Here is an 18,892-nt window from a genome sequence, read left to right on the forward strand (position 1 = left end):
TCCTCACCCTCTGTTCCTCATTTTGTACTCGATTACCCGCTGATACACGGCCGATGCCATAGCGACGAACGGAATCATTCTGTATTTCGCCATCAGAAGCAGGCATGACCGTTTTGCATCAAAAGGCGCAGTACCCGTTTTTGAGAGGCTCTCCTGAAACACCGGGTCCGCGCAAATCACGCCGACATTTCTAAGCTTTTCAAACAGCCGGCCGCTGCCGCTTGTTTTCCATTCGTTCAGCATACAGATGCTGCTGTGAAGCACGATAAAGGTATCAAGCTCCTTTCGGTACTCCTCCATTTTGTTGTTCTCCTGTAAAAAAGCCGCATTCGCCTCATACAGCGCAAGTCCTGATTCAAACAGTTTTTTCTGATAGCGCTGCACGATGGATGATAGGTGAATTCTGTAATGATAGAGCGGCGCTTTTACATAGGATACCGAACGGGCGAAAAAATGAGCCCGGAAGCTGAAAAACTGATCCTCGACATGCTCCAGCTCGCCTCGGAGGGGAAACGACAGCCGGTGTGCTTCAATCATGCTTCTTCTGTAAAGTTTGTTCCATGAAAACCCTCTGACCTTCCCTTCGAATAACGCCTTGATATAGTGCTCCTTCGGCTGCCACTGATAGGTTTCCGCAATGTCAGAGAGCATCGTTTTTCCAGTGTCCTCAAACTCCGCGGCGTAATTGCAAATGACCAGATCAGTTTCATCGCCTGCTGCCTGGAGCATCCGCTCGCAATAATCAGGCTCGATCCAATCATCTGAATCGATAAACGCGATAAAATCGCCGCGTGCCGCCTCGATGCCTTTATTCCGAACCGCGCCGAGCCCTTGATTCTCCTGATGTATCACTCTGAACCTGTTGTCGTTTTTGGCGTATTCCTCCGCGATATCAGGGCTGGCGTCTGCTGAACCGTCATTGACGACGATGATTTCAATATTGTCCACCGTCTGATTCCGCAATGATTCTAGACACGTTTTGATATATGTTTCTGTGTTATAAACAGCGACTAACAGACTAACCGCAGGTGTTTCCATAATGACCGGCTCCTCTTGCATAAATTACCGGGAAAAAATCGTTCTGTAGGGCAGAACGGACGAATCAACCGGCATAAGCAAATAACTGTAAAGAAAATAACAAACAACGATAGCGATATAGATAAGGGCATTCGATTTTTCATCAAAGATCCTGACGAAATAAGGGACTAAGATCATTTGATACAGGCCGAAATAGATATTGAATCTGGCAAAGATCACGTCCTTTGTGGCCAAAAGCCCGAACAAAAACCCGAGCAGGCACAAATTGACGACGATATCGATTTGCGGCCACAGCTTCCGCAGACGCGCTCTGTAGCAAAAGGCGAGAAACAGCGGCAGAACCAAGACAGCGATTTTGATCACATTCATTCCATTTGTGTTTGTCATGAGCCATTTTTCATAATGACTGTATGAGCTGTTTTCAAGCACAACGACAAACACAGAAATAAATTTTTGATATAAAAACGTCATGCCGAGAAATAAAGCGGATAGGCCGAATATCGCCGGTGACCAGGCTTTTCTTCTGACAATAAAGTACACTGGAATCATAATCAGCACCGAGGAATGAAAGAGCGAGCTGATCAGCACGATCAGAAAATATCGCTTCCAGTTCCCGCTGATGATATAACGGATCGCCCAAAACAAAGCAGCGGCCACCATGTATTGCCTGATGCCGTTAAAAGACGCGTAATAATGGAAGGTTCCTAAAAATAAAAAGACACTCAGCTCAAACGGCCTTCCGTAGTCAGCGAGTGTCTTCATAATAAAGCTGTAGGTCACGGCCGCAACCGTTATATACATGATTTGGGGATCTTTCGTGATGAAATTCATCAGCCAAAGCAGTGCGGTAAAGCCCGGATCTGTCGCCATTTTCGCTGTCCCGAAACCGAATATCTGCCACACGTTTTGATAATCGCCCGCCATTTCGTACAGCAGCGTGTACGTCTGAAAATCCGTGCCGACTCTGTAGCGGAGACCCGACACGAGCACAAGTGAGGCGAGCGGAATCCAGATCAGAAGCTTATTCGGCCGATACCCCGTAGCGAGCGAATCGTCACGGCCGCCGCACATTTTAGCGAACCAAGACCAAATATATACAATTCCCATATTGACGGCATATACAATCATCGTTTATAGTCCTTTTCCGCTGCTGATGTTGTACACATTCAGCAGCTCTCCTACATTTTGCTGTGCATCGTAGCCGAGTTCGGCAAGTGTTTCTTTGATGAGCTCCCGCTTCGGCCTGCCTGAGGCGGCCGCCCTTGCAATGGTTTCAGCCCAGATACCGATCGGCTCAGAAAGACTCAATCTCGTCACAAGCCCGAGACCGGCGTCGACTTTTTCTGTAATGTTGTCTGAAATGATGCATGGAAGCCCCGATGCCTGCGCTTCCACAAGCACAACCGGCAAGCCTTCGTACAGAGACGGCATGACAAACACATCAAATGTGCGCATCAATTCATGAATGCGTTCTTCAGTGCCTAAAAAAAGGACCTCTGAAAGCAGATTCAGCCGCCGCACCTCCTCTTCCATTTTCTCGCGCAGCGGCCCGTCTCCTGCGAGAACGAGCTGAAAGCGGACCCCTCGTTCCTTGAGATGTGCGGCAAGCTTTAGCAGAAACGCGTGGTTTTTCACTTCATGAAACCGGGCCACATGGCCAATGATCAGACGGTCAGCCGCTATGCCGCGTGCTGTTTTTTCTTCATCAGCCCTCTGCCCATTTGGAGCGAACAAATCAAGATCAATCCCGTTCGGAAGGAGATGAACGCGCTCCCTTTCCATGTTGGACTGCCCGAATAAAAACCTGCCCGCATCCTCTCCGCAGGCACACAATGCTGTCGCATTCGCCAAGATAAGCTGCCTAAACACCATCAGCTGCAGGCGATCCTTCCAATTGAAGCCGGTCTTCCACGACGTATTGTGGGAATGGCATACCCTGACCGGCACTCCGGCAAGCCTTGCCGCAAGGGCGATAAAGCCCGTTTGGAAATCCGTGTGGGCATGGACCGCGCTGAACGGCCCGTTATCTTTTATCGTGTTTCTCACATTCCTCACAAATGTAAGGGGATTGCTTTGTCCGATGCTCGGGACATAAAAAAGCCGCCCGCCTAAAGATAAAATTTCTTCATCATAAGCGCACGGATCATTTCGATACGTTAAAAAATCAAATTGTACTATGCTTCTGTCCATTTTCCGATATAAATTCATCACCATGGTTTCCGCGCCGCCCCTGTTCATGCCGCTGAGAACATGGAGCACGCGTTTTTGGCTGCTACTCATGCTTGACAAGCCCTTCCTTTTGGTTCGTCACTCTATTTTTGTGGTAGCGGTTCATCACGGCTGGAGGCATAAACGCGCGGATTAACGGTTTTGCGATATATATGTAATCATATAAAGGGAGCTTCAAACGTCTGCATGCCTGATAGACAAGGATGGCATTGTCAATTGAATACGTAAATGACCGCCGTTTGAATGCATCGCTGTCTTCCCTTACTTTATACAAGGCCTCCTGGAGATTGTAGCCCCTGAAGCCCTCTTCAAAAAAGCGAAGCCACAAATCAATATCCTCCATCCGTCTCGTCCGCCGCACCGAACGGTAGCCTTTCAGCGTGCGGTAGGCGCTGGCTCTCATCATAATCGTTCCGTGGCAAAACGGGGTCCCTTTTGCCATGATGGCCGGCTCTGGAACAGAAGGCAGGATGCGTGTGCCTCTTACGCCACATTCATCAAACACAAGCATGCCGGTGCCAACCACCTGATAGTGGCGGTGTTTTTCTAAAAACGCGACCTGCTTTTCCAGACGGCGCGGAAACGAAAGATCGTCTCCGTCCTGGCGGGCGATATATTCGCCTGTCACATGCGAAAGACAATGATTTAATGAGGCGGCAAGCCGCTTGTTAGTTTTGTTTTGAATCAGCTTGATGCGGTCGCTGTAATGAGCGGCATACTGCTTCGCAATGCGGAGCGTGCCGTCTGTTGACGCATCATCGCACATAATCAGCTCCCAATTTTTATAGGACTGGCTGAGAATGGATTCAATGCTTTCCGCCAAAGTGCGTTCACAATTATAAATGCCCATAATGACAGAAACTTTCGGTCCTGAGTTCATACGCTTTTCTCCTTTGTATCCATATCCATGTACGCGGAATAAATATCTGCCATTTCTTCCACCGTTCGCGCCTCCGAAAAGCGCAAGGCTGTTTTTCGGCCTTCCTGTCCCAGCCTTCTGCAGAGTTCCGGCTGATTGTAAAGCTGTTCAATCCGGCGGGCAAAAGCGGCACCGTCACCGATTTTGACCAGAAAACCGTTTTCTCTATCCCGGATGATTTCCCGATGCCCGCGGTTATCCGTGGCAATCGCCGGTTTTTCCGCCGCCATCCCCTCAAGCACATTCATGCCGAGGCCTTCTCTGATGCTGGATGCGACAGATACATCTGCCAGCTGAATCAGCTCGTGAATGTCGCGGCAAAAGCCGTAAAAGCGGACATTGCCGGAAGCGCCAAGCTTTTCAGCCAACGTTCGATACGTTTGTTCCATCGCCCCTTCTCCGGCAAAAACAAGGCGGAGCGACGGAATTTTTTCTTTCAGCAAGGCTGCGGCTTCAATTAACAGCTTCTGGTTTTTGTTCAGATTGAGCTCAGCCGGATAAACCAATATAAAATCGTCTTCACGGAATCCGTGTTTTTCTCTGAGTCTTTGCTGTTCTTCCAGGCTGACAGGCCGGAACCGATCGGTATTGACGCCGATGCCGTGAATTTTTTGCGTCTTTCCGCCCGGCCTTTGAAGTCCTTTTGCCCGAGTGTAATCCTCTTCATTGATCGTGATCAGGCAGTCGGTATATGCCGAAAGCCATTTCTCAACCGGATAGTAAAGAAGCCAATTTTTTATCGGCGCTCCGCTGCAGAAGTGAAAGCCGTGCGCTGTGTACAGCACCTTTGTTCCGTGCCGCCTTGCCTGCCTCGCCGCTAGTCTGGCGAGCACGCCGCCGACCGGCGTATGGCAATGGACAATGTCATATTGATTGGTGTCGATCACGTCCTTCAGCTGTCTGTAAACGGCCAGATTCTGAGGATGAAAGGGTGATCTGCGAATCGGGATGGAGAATTTCTCATCCACATACGGCAGCTTGGTTTGTCCGCTCGCGGCGACATGAACCTCCCAGCCCATTCGTTTAAACCATTTAAAGTAAGGGAGGTGAAAGGCCTTAAAATGATAATCAACAGTCGCGCAAAACAAGATCTTTTTCGTCATCTTCACTCCCCCTAATGAACACTGGCAGCCGTCATTTTGTCTGATGTATTGATCGCCGCAAACAGCCTCGCTCTCATATCGGCTTCCGGCAGCTCATTAAAATCCTCGATAAAGCGCATCAGCACTAGCCAATCGCCGTCCACCGCTTTGCCGATATGGATTTTCGGAAAGATTTGTTCAGCGTGCACTTCATTTTTATTCAGCAATTCCTCATACATTTTTTCACCGGGACGAATGCCTGTGAATTCGATTGGAATCTGCTCAGTCGTGTAGCCGGACAAATGAATGAGGTTTTTGGCAAGATCCACAATCTTTACGGGCTCTCCCATATCGAGAACGAAAATCTGACGCCCCTTCGCCAGTGCCCCGGCCTGAATGACAAGCCTTGAGGCCTCGGGAATCGTCATGAAATAGCGGGTCATCGCCGGATGTGTCACCGTCACCGGGCCGCCTTTTTCAATCTGTTTTTTGAAAATCGGAATGACGCTGCCGCGGCTCCCGAGCACATTGCCGAAGCGGACAGCGACAAATTTTGTGCTGCTGACTTTTCCGAGATTCATAATAATCATTTCGGCGAAACGTTTTGTCGCCCCCATTACATTGGCCGGGTTCACCGCTTTGTCCGATGAAATCAGCACGAACGTTTCTGTTCCCGACATATCGGCTGCTTCCGCGACATTTTTTGTTCCGATGATGTTGTTTTTGACAGCCTCTTCAGGATTGTGTTCCATTAAAGGCACATGCTTATGGGCAGCTGCATGGTAGACAACGTGCGGCTCGTACTTCTTCATCAAGGTAAACATTTTATCGCGGTCCTGCACATCCGCAATTTCCGTATGGAACACAATCTGTTTGCCGAACCGTCCGTTCAGCTCTGTATAAATTGAATGAATGCTGTTTTCTCCATGGCCGAGCAGAATGATTTCCTTAGGCTGAAACGTGCTGATCTGTCGGCAGATTTCCGAGCCGATTGATCCGCCCGCTCCCGTGACAAGAACTGTTTTTCCCTTGATGCGGTTCGAAATTTCGCTTGTGTCGAGGGTCACCGGCTTTCTGCCGAGCAAATCCTCAGCTTTTACATCTCTGATTTGCCCGGCAGTTCGTGTGCCAAGCAGCATTTCATCAAAATGAGGCATAATTTTAATGTTTACTCCAGTTCGCACACATTCTTTATATAACACCTGAAGCTCATGGGTGCGGAGTGAAGGAATGGCAATAATAATATAGTTAATTTTGAGCTTTTGCACCGCGGGCATGATACTTTCTTTTCCGCCGATCACGGGAAGCCCCATAATTTCTAATTTATGCTTCGTTTGGTCGTCATCAATAAAAGCGACAGGTATGATGTCAGGATCATCTTTTGAAAGCAGCTGCCTGACCATCAAAGTCCCTCCTGAGCCCGCCCCGATAATCAGGGCGCGGGACGAGGCGCTGCGGTTTTTTCTGATGCTTTCTTTTAACACTCTGGACAAAACACGGGTTCCTCCGATAGACAAAAGCTGAAGCACCCAGCATGCGGTTAACAGACGGAAGAACATCGTATGATACACAGCATACTGTATGACGCCGGTCACAGCGGCTGAAAGGGTAATGCCCTTAAGCAGGACGATCAGCTCACCGATTCCGGTGTATGTCCACACCTGTTTATACTGACGGAACAGGAAAGCACATACATGATAGCTGAGGAGCAAGCTGACAGCGGTAAGCAATAATGCTCCGGAGTCATAAAATTGATAGGAATCTTTTAAAAATTGATATCCTGCAATAACTGAATTTAAAACGAGATAAGTATCCAGCGCAATAATCATTGACAGTCTTCTCCGGTAACTCAACCTTTTCCCCCCTAATTCTTTTATCGGTTTAGCTGCGGCGGTTTTCGTCCTCAAAAAAATCGGCAGCAGCTAAACCGACAACACGTCCTATGTATATATCAGATAAGTGGGCATTTAACCCGTCCTCACGCCCCGCCAGCGACGACCAGCATCTAAGGCAGCAATATCAGCTGCCCACAGCAGAGCCGAGTGCCTCCATTGATACAGGTCAGGAGACATCACCTTTACAATCCATTTAGTAGGAATAGTGTTCCGATTTCTTCATTTTCTTTTTGTTTAAAAGTGCGCCTAACAGCTTTGCATTGGATTGTTCCAGGGCATCCTTCGCTTTTAGGACGGTATCGGTTTTCGTTTTTCCGCTTAAGACGACGAGCACGCTGCCGTCTGTCTGATTTGCTAAAATCTGAGCATCTGCTACAGCCAAAAGCGGAGGGGAATCAAAGATGACGAGGCTGAATTGTTCATAGATGTCCGAGATTAAATCTCCCATTGCTTTTGAAGACAGCAGTTCAGCCGGATTCGGGGGGGTCGGTCCGCTTGTCAGCACATATAAGTTATCGATCGGTGTCTTTTGCACCGTCTCACTGAGTGAAGCATTACCGACCAGCACATTTGTCAGCCCGGTTACATTCTCAATCTGGAACGTCTGATTGATGGTCGGCTTTCTTAAATCGGCATCCACCAGCAGCACTTTCTTTTCCTGCTGCTGCGCAAAGACAGCCGCAAGATTCGCTGCACTGAACGATTTACCTTCACCAGGCACAGAGGAGGTGACGAGGATAGACCGCAAGTTGGTCTGGACGGATGAAAACTCAATGTTTGTCCGAATGGTGCGATATTGTTCCGCAACAATTGATTTATTGTGTAAAACGGATATTTGAGCCAAACCTCGCCTTGCTTTCTTTTTTCTAAAGATCACTCGCTTCACTCCCCGAAATGTTTTATCCCGCGATTCCGCCCTTTTTGGACATCAGGGACGGAGCCTAAGCATGGCAATCCGGTTCTCTCGCTGAGCTGACGTGCGCTTTTGCACGAATCATCGAGAAAATGCAGAAAAAATGCCAGTGTAATGCCGCCCATGACAGCAGCGCCAAAAGCCATGACCATATTTCGCAGCCGGGCCGGCTTGATCATCGGGCTTTCCGAAGCTTTCGCCTCTGATAAAATATGTACGCCTTGTACATTCATTCTTTCATCTACTTCTTTTTCAAACTTATTCACTAATGTGTTCGCAATCTCAGCCGCTTTCGCCGGATCATGATCCTGGACGGCAACGGTGATAATTTCTGATTCATTTTCACTGCTGGTAATCACTTTTCCTTTCAGCGAGGAAGCCGATTCAGAAAGATGCAATTCCGCCTTGACCTCTTCCATCAAGGCAGTGCTTTTCATAATCGATTGGAACGTGCTGCTGTACTGAAGATTTCGCTGGATGTCACTGAGATTCGAGTTTTCTTCACCGTCTGATTCATGAACCAGCACTTGCGTCGACGCCTGATAGGTCGGGGAAACAACCTTAAATTGCACAAATCCCGTAATAAGGGTGACGCCGATTGTGATGAGCAGAATCAGCACGAATCTGTGTCTGACAATCGCATATAATTCTTTAAAACTCATATTCTCATTCATGTATTCATAGCCTTCAGGCTTCCCGCGCCCCTTTCTGTTAATGATTGGATTATAAAAGAAAACTTTATTATTTAAAAATTGCAAAATAAGCCAATAAGTTCTCTTTAGAGAACAAAATCATGATTTTCCTCTTATTTACTGCACTTCCCTTATTATTTTAAATTTTATAAAGAACGAATAATTCCTTATAATGAACGAAATAACGACAGGAATAGAGGAGAATTACATATCATGATTGGAAGAATTATCCGTTTGTACCGTAAAAGAAAAGGCTATTCTATAAATCAGCTGGCTGTTGAGTCAGGTGTATCTAAATCCTATTTAAGCAAGATTGAAAGAGGCGTTCATACGAATCCGTCCGTTCAATTTTTAAAAAAAGTTTCCGCCACACTGGATGTAGAATTAACAGAATTATTCGACGCAGAAACGATGATGTATGAAAAAATCAGCGGCGGTGAAGAAGAATGGCGCGTACATCTTGTGCAAGCCGTACAAGCCGGAATGGAAAAGGAAGAGTTGTTCACTTTTACGAACAGACTGAAGAAAGAACAGCCCGAAACCGCAACCTACCGCAACCGTAAACTGACAGAATCCAATATAGAAGAATGGAAAGCGCTGATGGCGGAAGCAAGAGAAATCGGTTTGACCGTCCAGGAAGTCAAATCCTTTTTCAAAACGATGGGCAGATGAATATTGGTTAAGGGCTTACATTCGAATCCGCAGGGTAAATCTGTTTATAATGGGGGAAAAAGGGAGAGAAAGCGATGTCTCATAAAACAGTTACGATTCCCTTCAAAAGGAGAATAACCATGGGGAAAACCGGCTACATTGGCGCTGTCATCGTTGTGGCAGCTTGTATCATCATTTTGTCTGCAGTTGTATTTTTACGGGACACAACCTATTATCAGCTCATACGCTGGACTGGAATCATACTGTTTTTCGCAGGAATTGTGATGGTTCCCGCATATTCAGCAAAAAGAAAACCCGGGAAAGAGAAGTAACTCTCTTTTCCGGGTTTTTCGTTTCTTACAATTTTCCCGCGCGAATATCGTCTGTCATTCCTTCATAAGGGGCTTTCGAAATCACTTCTTCATTGTCGGCACCCTCGTTTTTCAGAAATGTAATTTCCGCAAATTCAGGTACAACGTATTTTGGATACGTTTCATATTTTTCGCGGGATTCTTTCATCAGATCAATGTGGTCATTTTGATAGCAGACCGTAATTTCAGGATGTTCATGCACCCATTTCGGGAAGAAAATAATCCCGTGCATACGTTTTTCATTCGGCATAAAGTTTAATGAAACATCTGTGCCTGTCGGCTCTGTCCAAGATACTTTATATACGCCTTCTGTCAGTTTGACAATATTGACTTCCTGATCCCGAACCCAGCGCCCGGCAACCATTCCGCTATGAATTCTATAATCGATTGTATGGTCGTTTTTAATATAAATCTCGTATTCCCATCCGTTTTCATAAGTATAAATCATGTGGCTTCCGATAAAGTTTTCCATCTTTCACACTCTCCTTAGTCTTTACTGCACTTCATAAATGTCTAGTCGAACGTAATCAGGGGTTCTTTCTGCGGAACCGATAAACAAGCGGTCATGCAACCATTGATAGGCTTCACTTCCTGCTTCAAATGTCGGCACCGTACGGAAATAAACATGCTCCGGATCAATGATTTCCCCGGCCGCGGCTTGTTTTCGAAACGGCTCGCTGACTTGCCGTATTCCATTGTTTTCGATGTAAATGAGTTCATGATCTGCTGTTTCAATCACATACCTGGCAGATAAATCTGTTCTGCCGTCAGCGCGAATGATTTGTGAATCGCCACCGCCCGGCAAAATACGTCCCTTTACTTCTCCGGTTATTGTTCCCGAACGAATCGGAATCAATCGTCTCAGTCCCAGGCCTGTCTCACCAATGGTAATAGGCGGATCAACCTTAATTTCTAAAGAGGCGAATGGTTTTAAAACCGGCTTCTTCATAAGCACCACCTCACCTTCAGAAAAAACATGTAACTATTTACATGTTTACTTTAACACTATTGCATGTAGCTGTCAAACAATAGGAGCATAAAAAAACAAGGACTGTTTGTAGACAGTCCTTGTTAGCTTTGATAGGCAAGATATGTGCTGACAGTGCTTTTTGCAAGACAGTCAGCGGAATCGATAATCGGAATCTCACTTTGAATATGATCTAACACCGCATTTAAATCCGTACAGGCTGAAATTATGAGGTCTGCATGCTGACTGATTTCTTCATATAGCTTCTGCCACAATGCTTGTGTATGCTGTATATGATTCGGCTGTTTGATTCCGGCAATGAGCTGGTTCACAGCCTGCTGCCAATGGTCCTTGTGAACAACTTCTTGTCCATTTGCCTCCAGCCCTTTTTGGTAGATGGCGGATTGGATGGTTGGTTCTGTTCCTAAAACCACCGCTTTTTTTGCAGGATGCGGAATTTCTTTTATCGTTTCCTCAATGATATGTAACAAGGGAACCGACAATGCCTGCTGAATCTCTTCATAGTAGACATGTGCCGTATTACAAGGCAGAGCAATGAAATCAACGCCTGTTTTCTCGAGCTTTACCGCTCCATTAATAATCGCTCTTTTCATCTCATCATGGTCAACGGGACGATCTGCATAGAAGGGTGTCGGACATGAATAGATCATCATGTGCGGATAATCGATATCGTTTGCAGCGCCATACAGCTTCTGACAGTAATCAATTACCTTATCAATAAACGGCGAGGTCGATTTTGGCCCCATTCCGGCTAATATTCCGATCATTACGTTCATTCCTTTCTAATTCGTACGGACCGCTTCTTCTTCTGTGCCATCTTCATAGATGATAAAGCTTTTCGCAGCATCATCACCTAACATAAATTCGACTTCAACAGACAATGATCTCAGAAAGAAACGGGTTTCCGAGGAAGGAAATAATTCCAGTCTCAGCTGCCCGGTGATCTCCAAATAAAGCCGTTCATTCTCGGCTGTCACCTGTGCAGCTGTCCCATCCTGAAACGAGTAGCTGCCAACATAGCGGCTGTATATCGCCGTATCAATTGCTTTTTTCTTTTTATCAGCAGGACGTTCCGGAATTTTATATGGCTGGCCAAATAAAATATTTTCCGCCGCTTGCAGAATTGCTTGTTCATATTCAGCATCCTCTTCCTTATTGCTCAAATAAATCAGCGTTTTACGATGATCGATATATCGGATCATCTTCGTCGAATAGCCGGGCCATCCTCCGCTGTGGCTGACGATCCGTCCTTTTTCATGACTGTTTTGCAGCACCCAGCCAAAACCGTAATCGATTGTTTCCCCATTGTTCAGCTGTACAGGAGAGAACGCGGCTTCCTTAGAAGCATCGCTGATCAATTTGTCCTGATATAAAGCCTGATCAAATCGAAACAAATCACTTGTGACAGAGTTAACTGTACCGTCTCCCTGTATGCCATCGAGGTACACAACGTAGTTCGTTTCCTCAAGATCATCAGGTAGGACGTACGTTTCGGAATGTACATCATACACATATCCATATGCATAATGATCCATCCGCTCAGGCCGAAGCCTCCTATTATACACTCTCGTTTCATTCATGCCGACCGGTGAAAAAATACATGTTTTCATATAATCCGCATAGCTCTTGCCGGATGCTTTTTCAATAATAACCGCCAGCAGCACATACCCCGTATTGCTGTACAGCCAGCCTTCATTCGGCTCAAAATAACCAGGCAGCCCCTCATTCATCAGCATATCCACAATATCCTGATTCACCGCAATCTTGTGTGGATCCCAACTTGTTAAAAACCATCCCATATAATCAGGAAGCCCTGACGTATGGTTCAATAAATGCTTAACCGTTACACCCTGATACGGAAAACCGGGCAGCCAGCGCTCCACTTTGTCTTCATACCCAAGAATCCCCTTCTCCTCCAGCAATATGATTCCCAAAGCTGTAAAAGGCTTTGACAGAGATGCTAATTCAAACAAAGAGTTTGTTTGCAAGGGGCGTTTTTCCTTCAGTTCCGCATAACCGAAAGAGTGATGATATAAGATATCGCCATCCTCCGCAGCCAGAACCGTCCCGTTGAACTGATGGTTTTCGCCTAATGTCTCAAATAACGTCTTGAGATGCTTCCTTTTAGTCTGCTTCATTCTTCCACCTCCCATATCTCTGTACGTTACTAAGCTATTAACGTTTCAAATATTTTGAAAATAACAAAAAAGTTGATCATTCCTCAAACAAGAAAAATCAACTTTAATATAGCGGCTTAGATTTACATGAATCAAATATCCCCTTTTTACGAAGTCAGAGAAGGAACTCTAGCGGCTGCAAAACGAGTTCTCGTAGTCTCTTGAATTGTTCCGGCGGCAGTACTTCTCATTGCAACTGTCACCGTGTCTTTTGCGTTTAACTGAAGAATTTCCGTAATGGCTACGACTGCCGGGAGATTCCCTGCTTGAGTTTCATTATTTCCGCCTACCACATCTTGATTCACGAGAAATACGACTTCTAAGTTGAAGTCAACATTCGCATTCGCTTGAAACTCAACTGCTGCATTAAGAGAATATACGCCTGCTGTTCTCGGTGAAAATGTAGATGTGTCGGGGTTATATTCATTCGCCAAATCAAATTGCTCATTTTGAAATAAGACTCCGCTAGCTGCATTTGCAGCCACTGACAAATTCATATTGCTCGTGGCTCTGAAAGCAGAAATAGGCTGGTTAGTAATTGGTGCGAAGGACTGGTTTTGTTGAGAGGTTGGGGTGTTTCCATTTCTGCCTTGCATGACACTTGGTGATAAAAGAGGTTCCGGTCGATCGTTCCTCTTAATCCATTTTGATGGCCGTGGCGGTATGACTTTTTCCTCCTTAAAAATCTTTCGCTTCTATCATTTGTTGGCTAGCAATACATTATTATATTGGTCGTTACTGACATTGAACGAACTACTGCTTTTGATCCAAGATGAATTTCAAGTCATGCTTCACCCTGGATGATCATTTTCTGAATCATTACTCAAAAGGTAACTTTATGCCCATGCATCAGGCGTTATAAAAAATCAGAGAATGAAAAGAAATAGCCATCTGTATTAGTTCTTTAGACCTGTAACTTTTAAATCCTTTTATGATTTTCTATCAAACAAAAGAGGAAAATAGACCAGTTGCAATCCAAACGAGAGTCTAATAGAATGATGTCGAAAAGTAAATCACGCAGGTTTGTTACTGATAAAGCAGGCAAGACCTAAAATGTGTAAAGGGCAAAGTGTATTCTTTGGCGTCACCCCTTACATATTTTAGGTCTTTTTTTATTGTGCGTAACTGACTTGCCATCTTCAAACAGGAGGGCTGGACGAAGCAGACCGCTAACACAGTACATAAAAAAGGAGACATGAACGATGAACATCAAAAAGTTTGCAAAACAAGCAACAGTATTAACCTTTACTACTGCACTGCTGGCAGGAGGCGCGACTCAAGCGTTTGCGAAAGAAACGAACCAAAAACCGTATAAGGAAACTTACGGCATTACCCACATTACCCGCCATGATATGCTGCAAATCCCTGAACAGCAAAAAAATGAAAAATATCAGGTGCCTGAATTCGATCCATCCACAATTAAAAATATCTCTTCTGCAAAAGGTCTGGACGTTTGGGACAGCTGGCCATTGCAAAACGCTGACGGCACAGTCGCAAACTATCACGGCTACCACATCGTCTTTGCATTAGCCGGAGACCCTAAAAATGCGGATGACACATCCATTTACATGTTCTATCAAAAAGTCGGCGAAACGTCTATTGACAGCTGGAAAAACGCTGGACGCGTCTTTAAAGACAGCGACAAATTCGATGCAAATGATTCTATCCTAAAAGATCAAACGCAAGAATGGTCTGGTTCAGCTACATTTACATCTGACGGAAAAATCCGTTTATTCTACACTGATTTCTCGGGTAAACATTACGGTAAACAAACACTGACAACTGCACAGGTTAACGTATCAACAACAGACAGCTCTTTGAACATCAACGGTGTAGAGGATTATAAATCAATCTTTGACGGTGACGGCAAAACGTATCAAAATGTACAGCAGTTTATCGATGAAGGTAACTACAGCTCAGGCGATAACCATACGCTGAGAGATCCTCACTACGTAGAAGATAAAGGCCGTAAATACTTAGTATTTGAAGCAAACACTGGAACTGAAGATGGCTACCAAGGCGAAGAATCTTTATTTAACAAAGCATACTATGGCAAAAGCACATCATTCTTCCGTCAAGAAAGTCAAAAACTTCTGCAAAGCGATAAAAAACGCACAGCTGAATTAGCAAACGGCGCACTCGGTATCATTGAGCTAAACGATGACTACACACTGAAAAAAGTGATGAAACCGCTAATTGCATCTAACACAGTTACAGATGAAATCGAACGCGCGAACGTCTTTAAAATGAATGGCAAATGGTATCTGTTCACTGACTCTCGCGGATCAAAAATGACGATCGACGGCATCACATCTAACGACATTTACATGCTTGGTTATGTTTCTGATTCCTTAACTGGCCCATACAAGCCGCTGAACAAAACAGGCCTCGTGCTAAAAATGGATCTTGATCCTAACGATGTGACCTTTACTTATTCACACTTCGCTGTGCCTCAAGCTGAAGGAAACAATGTCGTGATTACAAGCTACATGACAAACAGAGGATTCTTTGCTGACAGACAAGCAACGTTTGCGCCAAGCTTCCTGTTGAACATCAAAGGCAAGAAAACATCTGTTGTAAAAGACAGCATCCTTGAACAAGGACAATTAACAGTTAACAAATAAAAACGCAAAAGAAAATGCCGATATCCTATTGGCATTTTCTTTTATTTCTTATCAACATCATAAAGGTGAATCCCCTATGAACTATAAAAAAGCAGGCAAATGGCTAACCGTATTCCTCACCTTTGCAGGAATACTGCTGTTTATCGATTTATTGCCAAACGAAGAACCTGTCAAAAAAACAAAACCAACACATAAGCCAGACTACCGGGCTGCATATCACTTTACGGCACCCGACAAATGGAAAAATGATCCCCAAAAACCGCTCTATTTTGATGGGAAGTATCATTATTTCTATCTTTATAACCAAGATTATCCAAAAGGCAACGGCACAGAATGGCGCCATGCCGTTTCAGAGGATTTGGTGCACTGGACCGATGAAGGCGTGGCTATCCCGAAATATACAAACCCAGACGGTGACATTTGGACCGGTTCTGTCGTTATGGATAAAGAAAACACAGCCGGATTCGGGAAAAATGCACTTGTTGCGATTGTGACACAGCCTTCAGCCAAAGACAAAAAGCAGGAGCAACATTTGTGGTACAGCACAGACAAAGGAAAATCATTCAAGTCCTACAGTGATAACCCTGTTATGCCTAATCCGGGCACAAAGGATTTCAGAGACCCGAAAGTCATATGGGATGACCAGGATAACAAATGGGTAATGGTCATGGCTGAAGGAACAAAAATCGGCTTTTATGAATCCGATAATCTCAAGGACTGGCATTACACAAGCGGATTCTTCACGGAACAAGCGGGAATTGTGGAATGTCCTGATCTCTACATGATGCGGGCAAGTGACGGAACGAATAAGTGGGTTCTCGGTGCCAGCGCGAACGGCAAACCTTGGGGCAAACCAAATACGTACGCCTACTGGACCGGGAGCTTCGACGGAAAAGAATTTACAGCGGATCAGACCGAAGCCCAATGGCTTGACCACGGCTTTGACTGGTACGGGGGCGTGACGTTCGAAGACGGCAAAAGCACAGATCCATTAGAAAAGCGGTATGCGCTTGCCTGGATGAACAATTGGGATTACGCCAACAACACACCGACAATGAAGAACGGCTTTAACGGCACAGATTCTGTCATACGCGAAATCCGGCTACAGGAGCAGGACGGCACATACAGCCTCGTCTCACAGCCGATTGAAGCTTTGGAGCAGCTGACCGTTTCAACTGACGAAATAGAGGATCAGGATGTGAGCGGATCAAAGACACTTCCCATCACAGGTGATACGTACCAGCTTGATATGGATCTTTCTTGGTCAGAGCTGAAAAACGCAGGCGTCAGACTGAGAGAGTCAGAAGATCAAAAGCGCCACATTGATGTCGGCATTTTCGCCGAAGGCGGCTATGCGTATGTCAACAGAGCGGCCACAAATCAGCCTGACAAAAGCAATACCTATGTCGAAAGCAAGGCTCCTTACGATGTAAGCAAACAAAAGGCGCATTTGAAAATTCTCGTCGATAAAACAACGATAGAAGTATTTGTCGGCGACGGGAAAACTGTTTTTTCAAATGAAGTATTCCCAAAACCTGAAGATAAGGGCATTACTCTTTATTCTGACGGCGGCACAGCCTCATTCAAAAATATAACGGTGAAACATTTTGATGCGATTCATGAATAAAAAACAGGTGCGGCGCTTGCTGCACCTGTTTTTTTATTAGAGCGGTATTCTCTGTTACATATTGGGCATTGTAAGGAATATAAGGCTGGTTTCTAAGGAGGAAGCGGATGTCTAAACAAGGAAATTTTCAAAAATCAATGTCGCTGTTTGATCTGATTTTGATTGGGATGGGTGCCATCTTTGGGTCAGCATGGCTGTTCGCTGTCAGTAATGTCGCTTCAAAAGCAGGACCCTCCGGCGCTTTTTCCTGGATTATCGGCGGAGCCATCATTCTGTTAATCGGGCTCGTGTACGCGGAGCTTGGGGCCGCTCTGCCCCGTACCGGAGGCATCATTCGATACCCCGTTTATTCACATGGCCATCTTGTCGGCTATTTAATTTCATTTGTCACGATTGTCGCTTACACTAGCCTGATTTCAATTGAAGTGACGGCTGTGCGTCAGTATGTGGCCTATTGGTTTCCCGGCCTGACCATAAAAGGATCTGATTCGCCGACCATTGCTGGCTGGATCTTGCAATTCGCCTTGCTCTGCTTGTTTTTCCTGCTGAATTATTGGAGCGTCAAAACCTTCGCTAAGGCGAATTTCATCATATCAATTTTTAAATATATTGTACCGATTACCATCATTATCGTGCTGATCTTTCATTTTCAGCCTGAGAATTTATCTATTGAAGGATTTGCGCCGTTTGGTTTTACAGGTATTCAGGCTGCGATTTCGACAGGCGGCGTGATGTTTGCGTATCTCGGCCTGCACCCGATTGTGGCTGTTGCTGGTGAAGTGCAAAATCCAAAACGAAATATCCCGATCGCTTTAATCATTTGCATTATCGTTTCAACCATCATTTACACGGTTTTGCAGGTCACCTTTATTGGCGCAATCCCGACAGAAACGCTAAAACATGGCTGGCCCGCAATCGGGCGGGAGTTCTCATTGCCGTTTAAAGATATTGCGATTATGCTCGGTTTAGGCTGGCTTGCAACGCTTGTCATTTTAGACGCCATTCTGTCTCCCGGAGGAAACGGGAATATTTTTATGAATACGACGTCTCGCCTCGTTTACGCCTGGGCGCGTAACGGCACATTATTTAGCATATTTTCAAAAGTGAATAAAGAAACGGGGACACCCCGTGCTTCACTCTGGCTTTCGTTTGCCCTGTCCATTTTCTGGACACTTCCCTTCCCTTCGTGGAACGCGCTCGTCAATGTCTGTTCTGTCGCGCTCATTCTTTCTTATGCGATTGCACCGATTTCTTCAGCTGCGCTGAGGGTCAATGCGAAGGACTTAAACAGGCCGTTTTATTTAAAAGGAATGAGCATTATCGGGCCGCTTTCCTTTATCTTCACGGCGTTTATCGTGTACTGGTCTGGATGGACAACCGTTTCCTGGCTGCTCGGTTCACAGCTCGTGATGTTTTTGATCTATCTCTGTTTCAGAAAATATGCGCCTCAAGAGGATGTCAGCCTTGCCCAGCAGTTAAAATCAGCGTGGTGGCTCGTCGGGTTTTATATCATGATGCTGATCTTTTCCTTCATCGGGTCTTTCGGACACGGTTTAGGCATCATCAGCAATCCAATCGACCTCATTTTGGTCGCCATCGGCTCACTTGCGATTTACTACTGGGCAAAGTACACAGGGCTCCCGAAAGCGGCCATTGATTATGATAAATAAAGAAGCAAGAGTTTTT

The 18,892-nt window shown here is 45.5% G+C and carries 17 protein-coding genes and 1 pseudogene; 5 read left to right on the top strand and 13 right to left on the bottom strand.

The genetic code is table 11. From position 1 onward, the window contains the following. Positions 1 to 3 precede the first annotated feature (3 nt). From BSI_RS20275 to BSI_RS20240, 8 genes and pseudogenes are all read right to left on the bottom strand, one after another. Complete coding sequence (locus tag BSI_RS20275) at positions 4 to 1,038, bottom strand: glycosyltransferase family 2 protein (protein ID WP_003235283.1); 1,035 nt, start codon at positions 1,036 to 1,038, stop codon at positions 4 to 6. A 24-nt stretch (positions 1,039 to 1,062) separates the two neighbouring features. Continuing rightward, positions 1,063 to 2,166, bottom strand: a complete 1,104-nt coding sequence (gene epsG, locus BSI_RS20270) for a biofilm exopolysaccharide biosynthesis protein EpsG (RefSeq protein ID WP_003235285.1) — start codon at positions 2,164 to 2,166, stop codon at positions 1,063 to 1,065. Then, positions 2,163 to 3,318, bottom strand: a pseudogene (locus BSI_RS20265) (glycosyltransferase family 1 protein). The gene epsG and the pseudogene BSI_RS20265 overlap by 4 nt, the downstream one beginning before the upstream one ends. Next, positions 3,311 to 4,147, bottom strand: coding sequence for a glycosyltransferase EpsE (epsE, locus tag BSI_RS20260; RefSeq protein WP_003235289.1), 837 nt, complete (start codon positions 4,145 to 4,147; stop codon positions 3,311 to 3,313). Before epsE ends, BSI_RS20265 begins: the two are co-directional and overlap by 8 nt. Further along, positions 4,144 to 5,289 carry a glycosyltransferase family 4 protein gene (locus BSI_RS20255; protein WP_003235291.1) on the bottom strand — a complete coding sequence of 382 codons (1,146 nt, stop codon included), beginning with the start codon at positions 5,287 to 5,289 and terminating at the stop codon, positions 4,144 to 4,146. Before BSI_RS20255 ends, epsE begins: the two co-directional genes overlap by 4 nt. An 11-nt stretch (positions 5,290 to 5,300) precedes the next feature. Next, positions 5,301 to 7,121, bottom strand: a complete 1,821-nt coding sequence (locus tag BSI_RS20250) for a polysaccharide biosynthesis protein (RefSeq protein WP_211317075.1) — start codon at positions 7,119 to 7,121, stop codon at positions 5,301 to 5,303. A 235-nt stretch (positions 7,122 to 7,356) separates the two neighbouring features. Further along, positions 7,357 to 8,040 (bottom strand): protein tyrosine kinase EpsB, encoded by a 684-nt coding sequence (gene epsB / locus BSI_RS20245; protein WP_003235296.1) that lies wholly within the window; start codon positions 8,038 to 8,040, stop codon positions 7,357 to 7,359. A gap of 5 nt (positions 8,041 to 8,045) precedes the next feature. Further along, the gene (locus BSI_RS20240) at positions 8,046 to 8,750 is read right to left on the bottom strand and encodes a YveK family protein (protein ID WP_032731797.1); all 705 of its coding nucleotides are present in this window, start codon (positions 8,748 to 8,750) and stop codon (positions 8,046 to 8,048) included. 231 nt (positions 8,751 to 8,981) lie between these two features. Between BSI_RS20240 and slrR the strand changes: the two genes are divergently transcribed. Further along, entirely contained in the window at positions 8,982 to 9,440 is a 459-nt protein-coding gene (gene slrR, locus BSI_RS20235) for an HTH-type transcriptional regulator SlrR (RefSeq protein ID WP_003235300.1), read from the top strand. A 119-nt stretch (positions 9,441 to 9,559) separates the two neighbouring features. Further along, on the top strand, positions 9,560 to 9,751 hold the full coding sequence (locus BSI_RS20230; protein ID WP_003235302.1) for a hypothetical protein: 192 nt from the start codon (positions 9,560 to 9,562) through the stop codon (positions 9,749 to 9,751). Between the two features lie 25 nt (positions 9,752 to 9,776). Here BSI_RS20230 and padC read toward each other — a convergent pair whose 3' ends face one another. The 5 genes from padC to BSI_RS0120680 form a co-directional block, all read right to left on the bottom strand. Next, on the bottom strand, positions 9,777 to 10,262 hold the full coding sequence (padC, locus tag BSI_RS20225; RefSeq protein ID WP_003235304.1) for a phenolic acid decarboxylase: 486 nt from the start codon (positions 10,260 to 10,262) through the stop codon (positions 9,777 to 9,779). Positions 10,263 to 10,283: 21 nt separating this feature from the next. Then, positions 10,284 to 10,739: a DUF3237 domain-containing protein gene (locus BSI_RS20220; RefSeq protein ID WP_003235306.1), complete on the bottom strand. Its 456-nt coding sequence runs from the start codon at positions 10,737 to 10,739 to the stop codon at positions 10,284 to 10,286. Positions 10,740 to 10,861: 122 nt separating this feature from the next. After that, positions 10,862 to 11,545, bottom strand: coding sequence for a broad specificity amino-acid racemase RacX (locus BSI_RS20215; protein WP_003235308.1), 684 nt, complete (start codon positions 11,543 to 11,545; stop codon positions 10,862 to 10,864). Positions 11,546 to 11,560: 15 nt separating this feature from the next. Further along, entirely contained in the window at positions 11,561 to 12,916 is a 1,356-nt protein-coding gene (locus BSI_RS20210; RefSeq protein WP_003235310.1) for a serine hydrolase, read from the bottom strand. A gap of 146 nt (positions 12,917 to 13,062) precedes the next feature. Beyond that, a complete protein-coding gene (locus BSI_RS0120680; protein WP_258173526.1) occupies positions 13,063 to 13,551 on the bottom strand; it encodes a C1q-like domain-containing protein in 489 nt (162 codons plus the stop codon). Positions 13,552 to 14,157: 606 nt separating this feature from the next. On the opposite strand from BSI_RS0120680, the gene sacB reads away from it, so the two are divergent. The 3 genes from sacB to aspP all read left to right on the top strand — a co-directional run bounded on the left by sacB (position 14,158) and on the right by aspP (position 18,876). Continuing rightward, entirely contained in the window at positions 14,158 to 15,579 is a 1,422-nt protein-coding gene (sacB, locus tag BSI_RS20205) for a levansucrase (RefSeq protein WP_003235314.1), read from the top strand. 76 nt (positions 15,580 to 15,655) lie between these two features. Then, positions 15,656 to 17,206, top strand: coding sequence for a 2,6-beta-fructan 6-levanbiohydrolase (gene levB / locus BSI_RS20200; protein ID WP_003235315.1), 1,551 nt, complete (start codon positions 15,656 to 15,658; stop codon positions 17,204 to 17,206). Positions 17,207 to 17,313: 107 nt separating this feature from the next. Then, positions 17,314 to 18,876, top strand: coding sequence for an aspartate/proton symporter AspP (gene aspP / locus BSI_RS20195; RefSeq protein WP_003235318.1), 1,563 nt, complete (start codon positions 17,314 to 17,316; stop codon positions 18,874 to 18,876). Positions 18,877 to 18,892: the final 16 nt, after the last annotated feature.

Source organism: Bacillus inaquosorum KCTC 13429 (assembly GCF_000332645.1).
Taxonomy (GTDB): domain Bacteria; phylum Bacillota; class Bacilli; order Bacillales; family Bacillaceae; genus Bacillus; species Bacillus inaquosorum.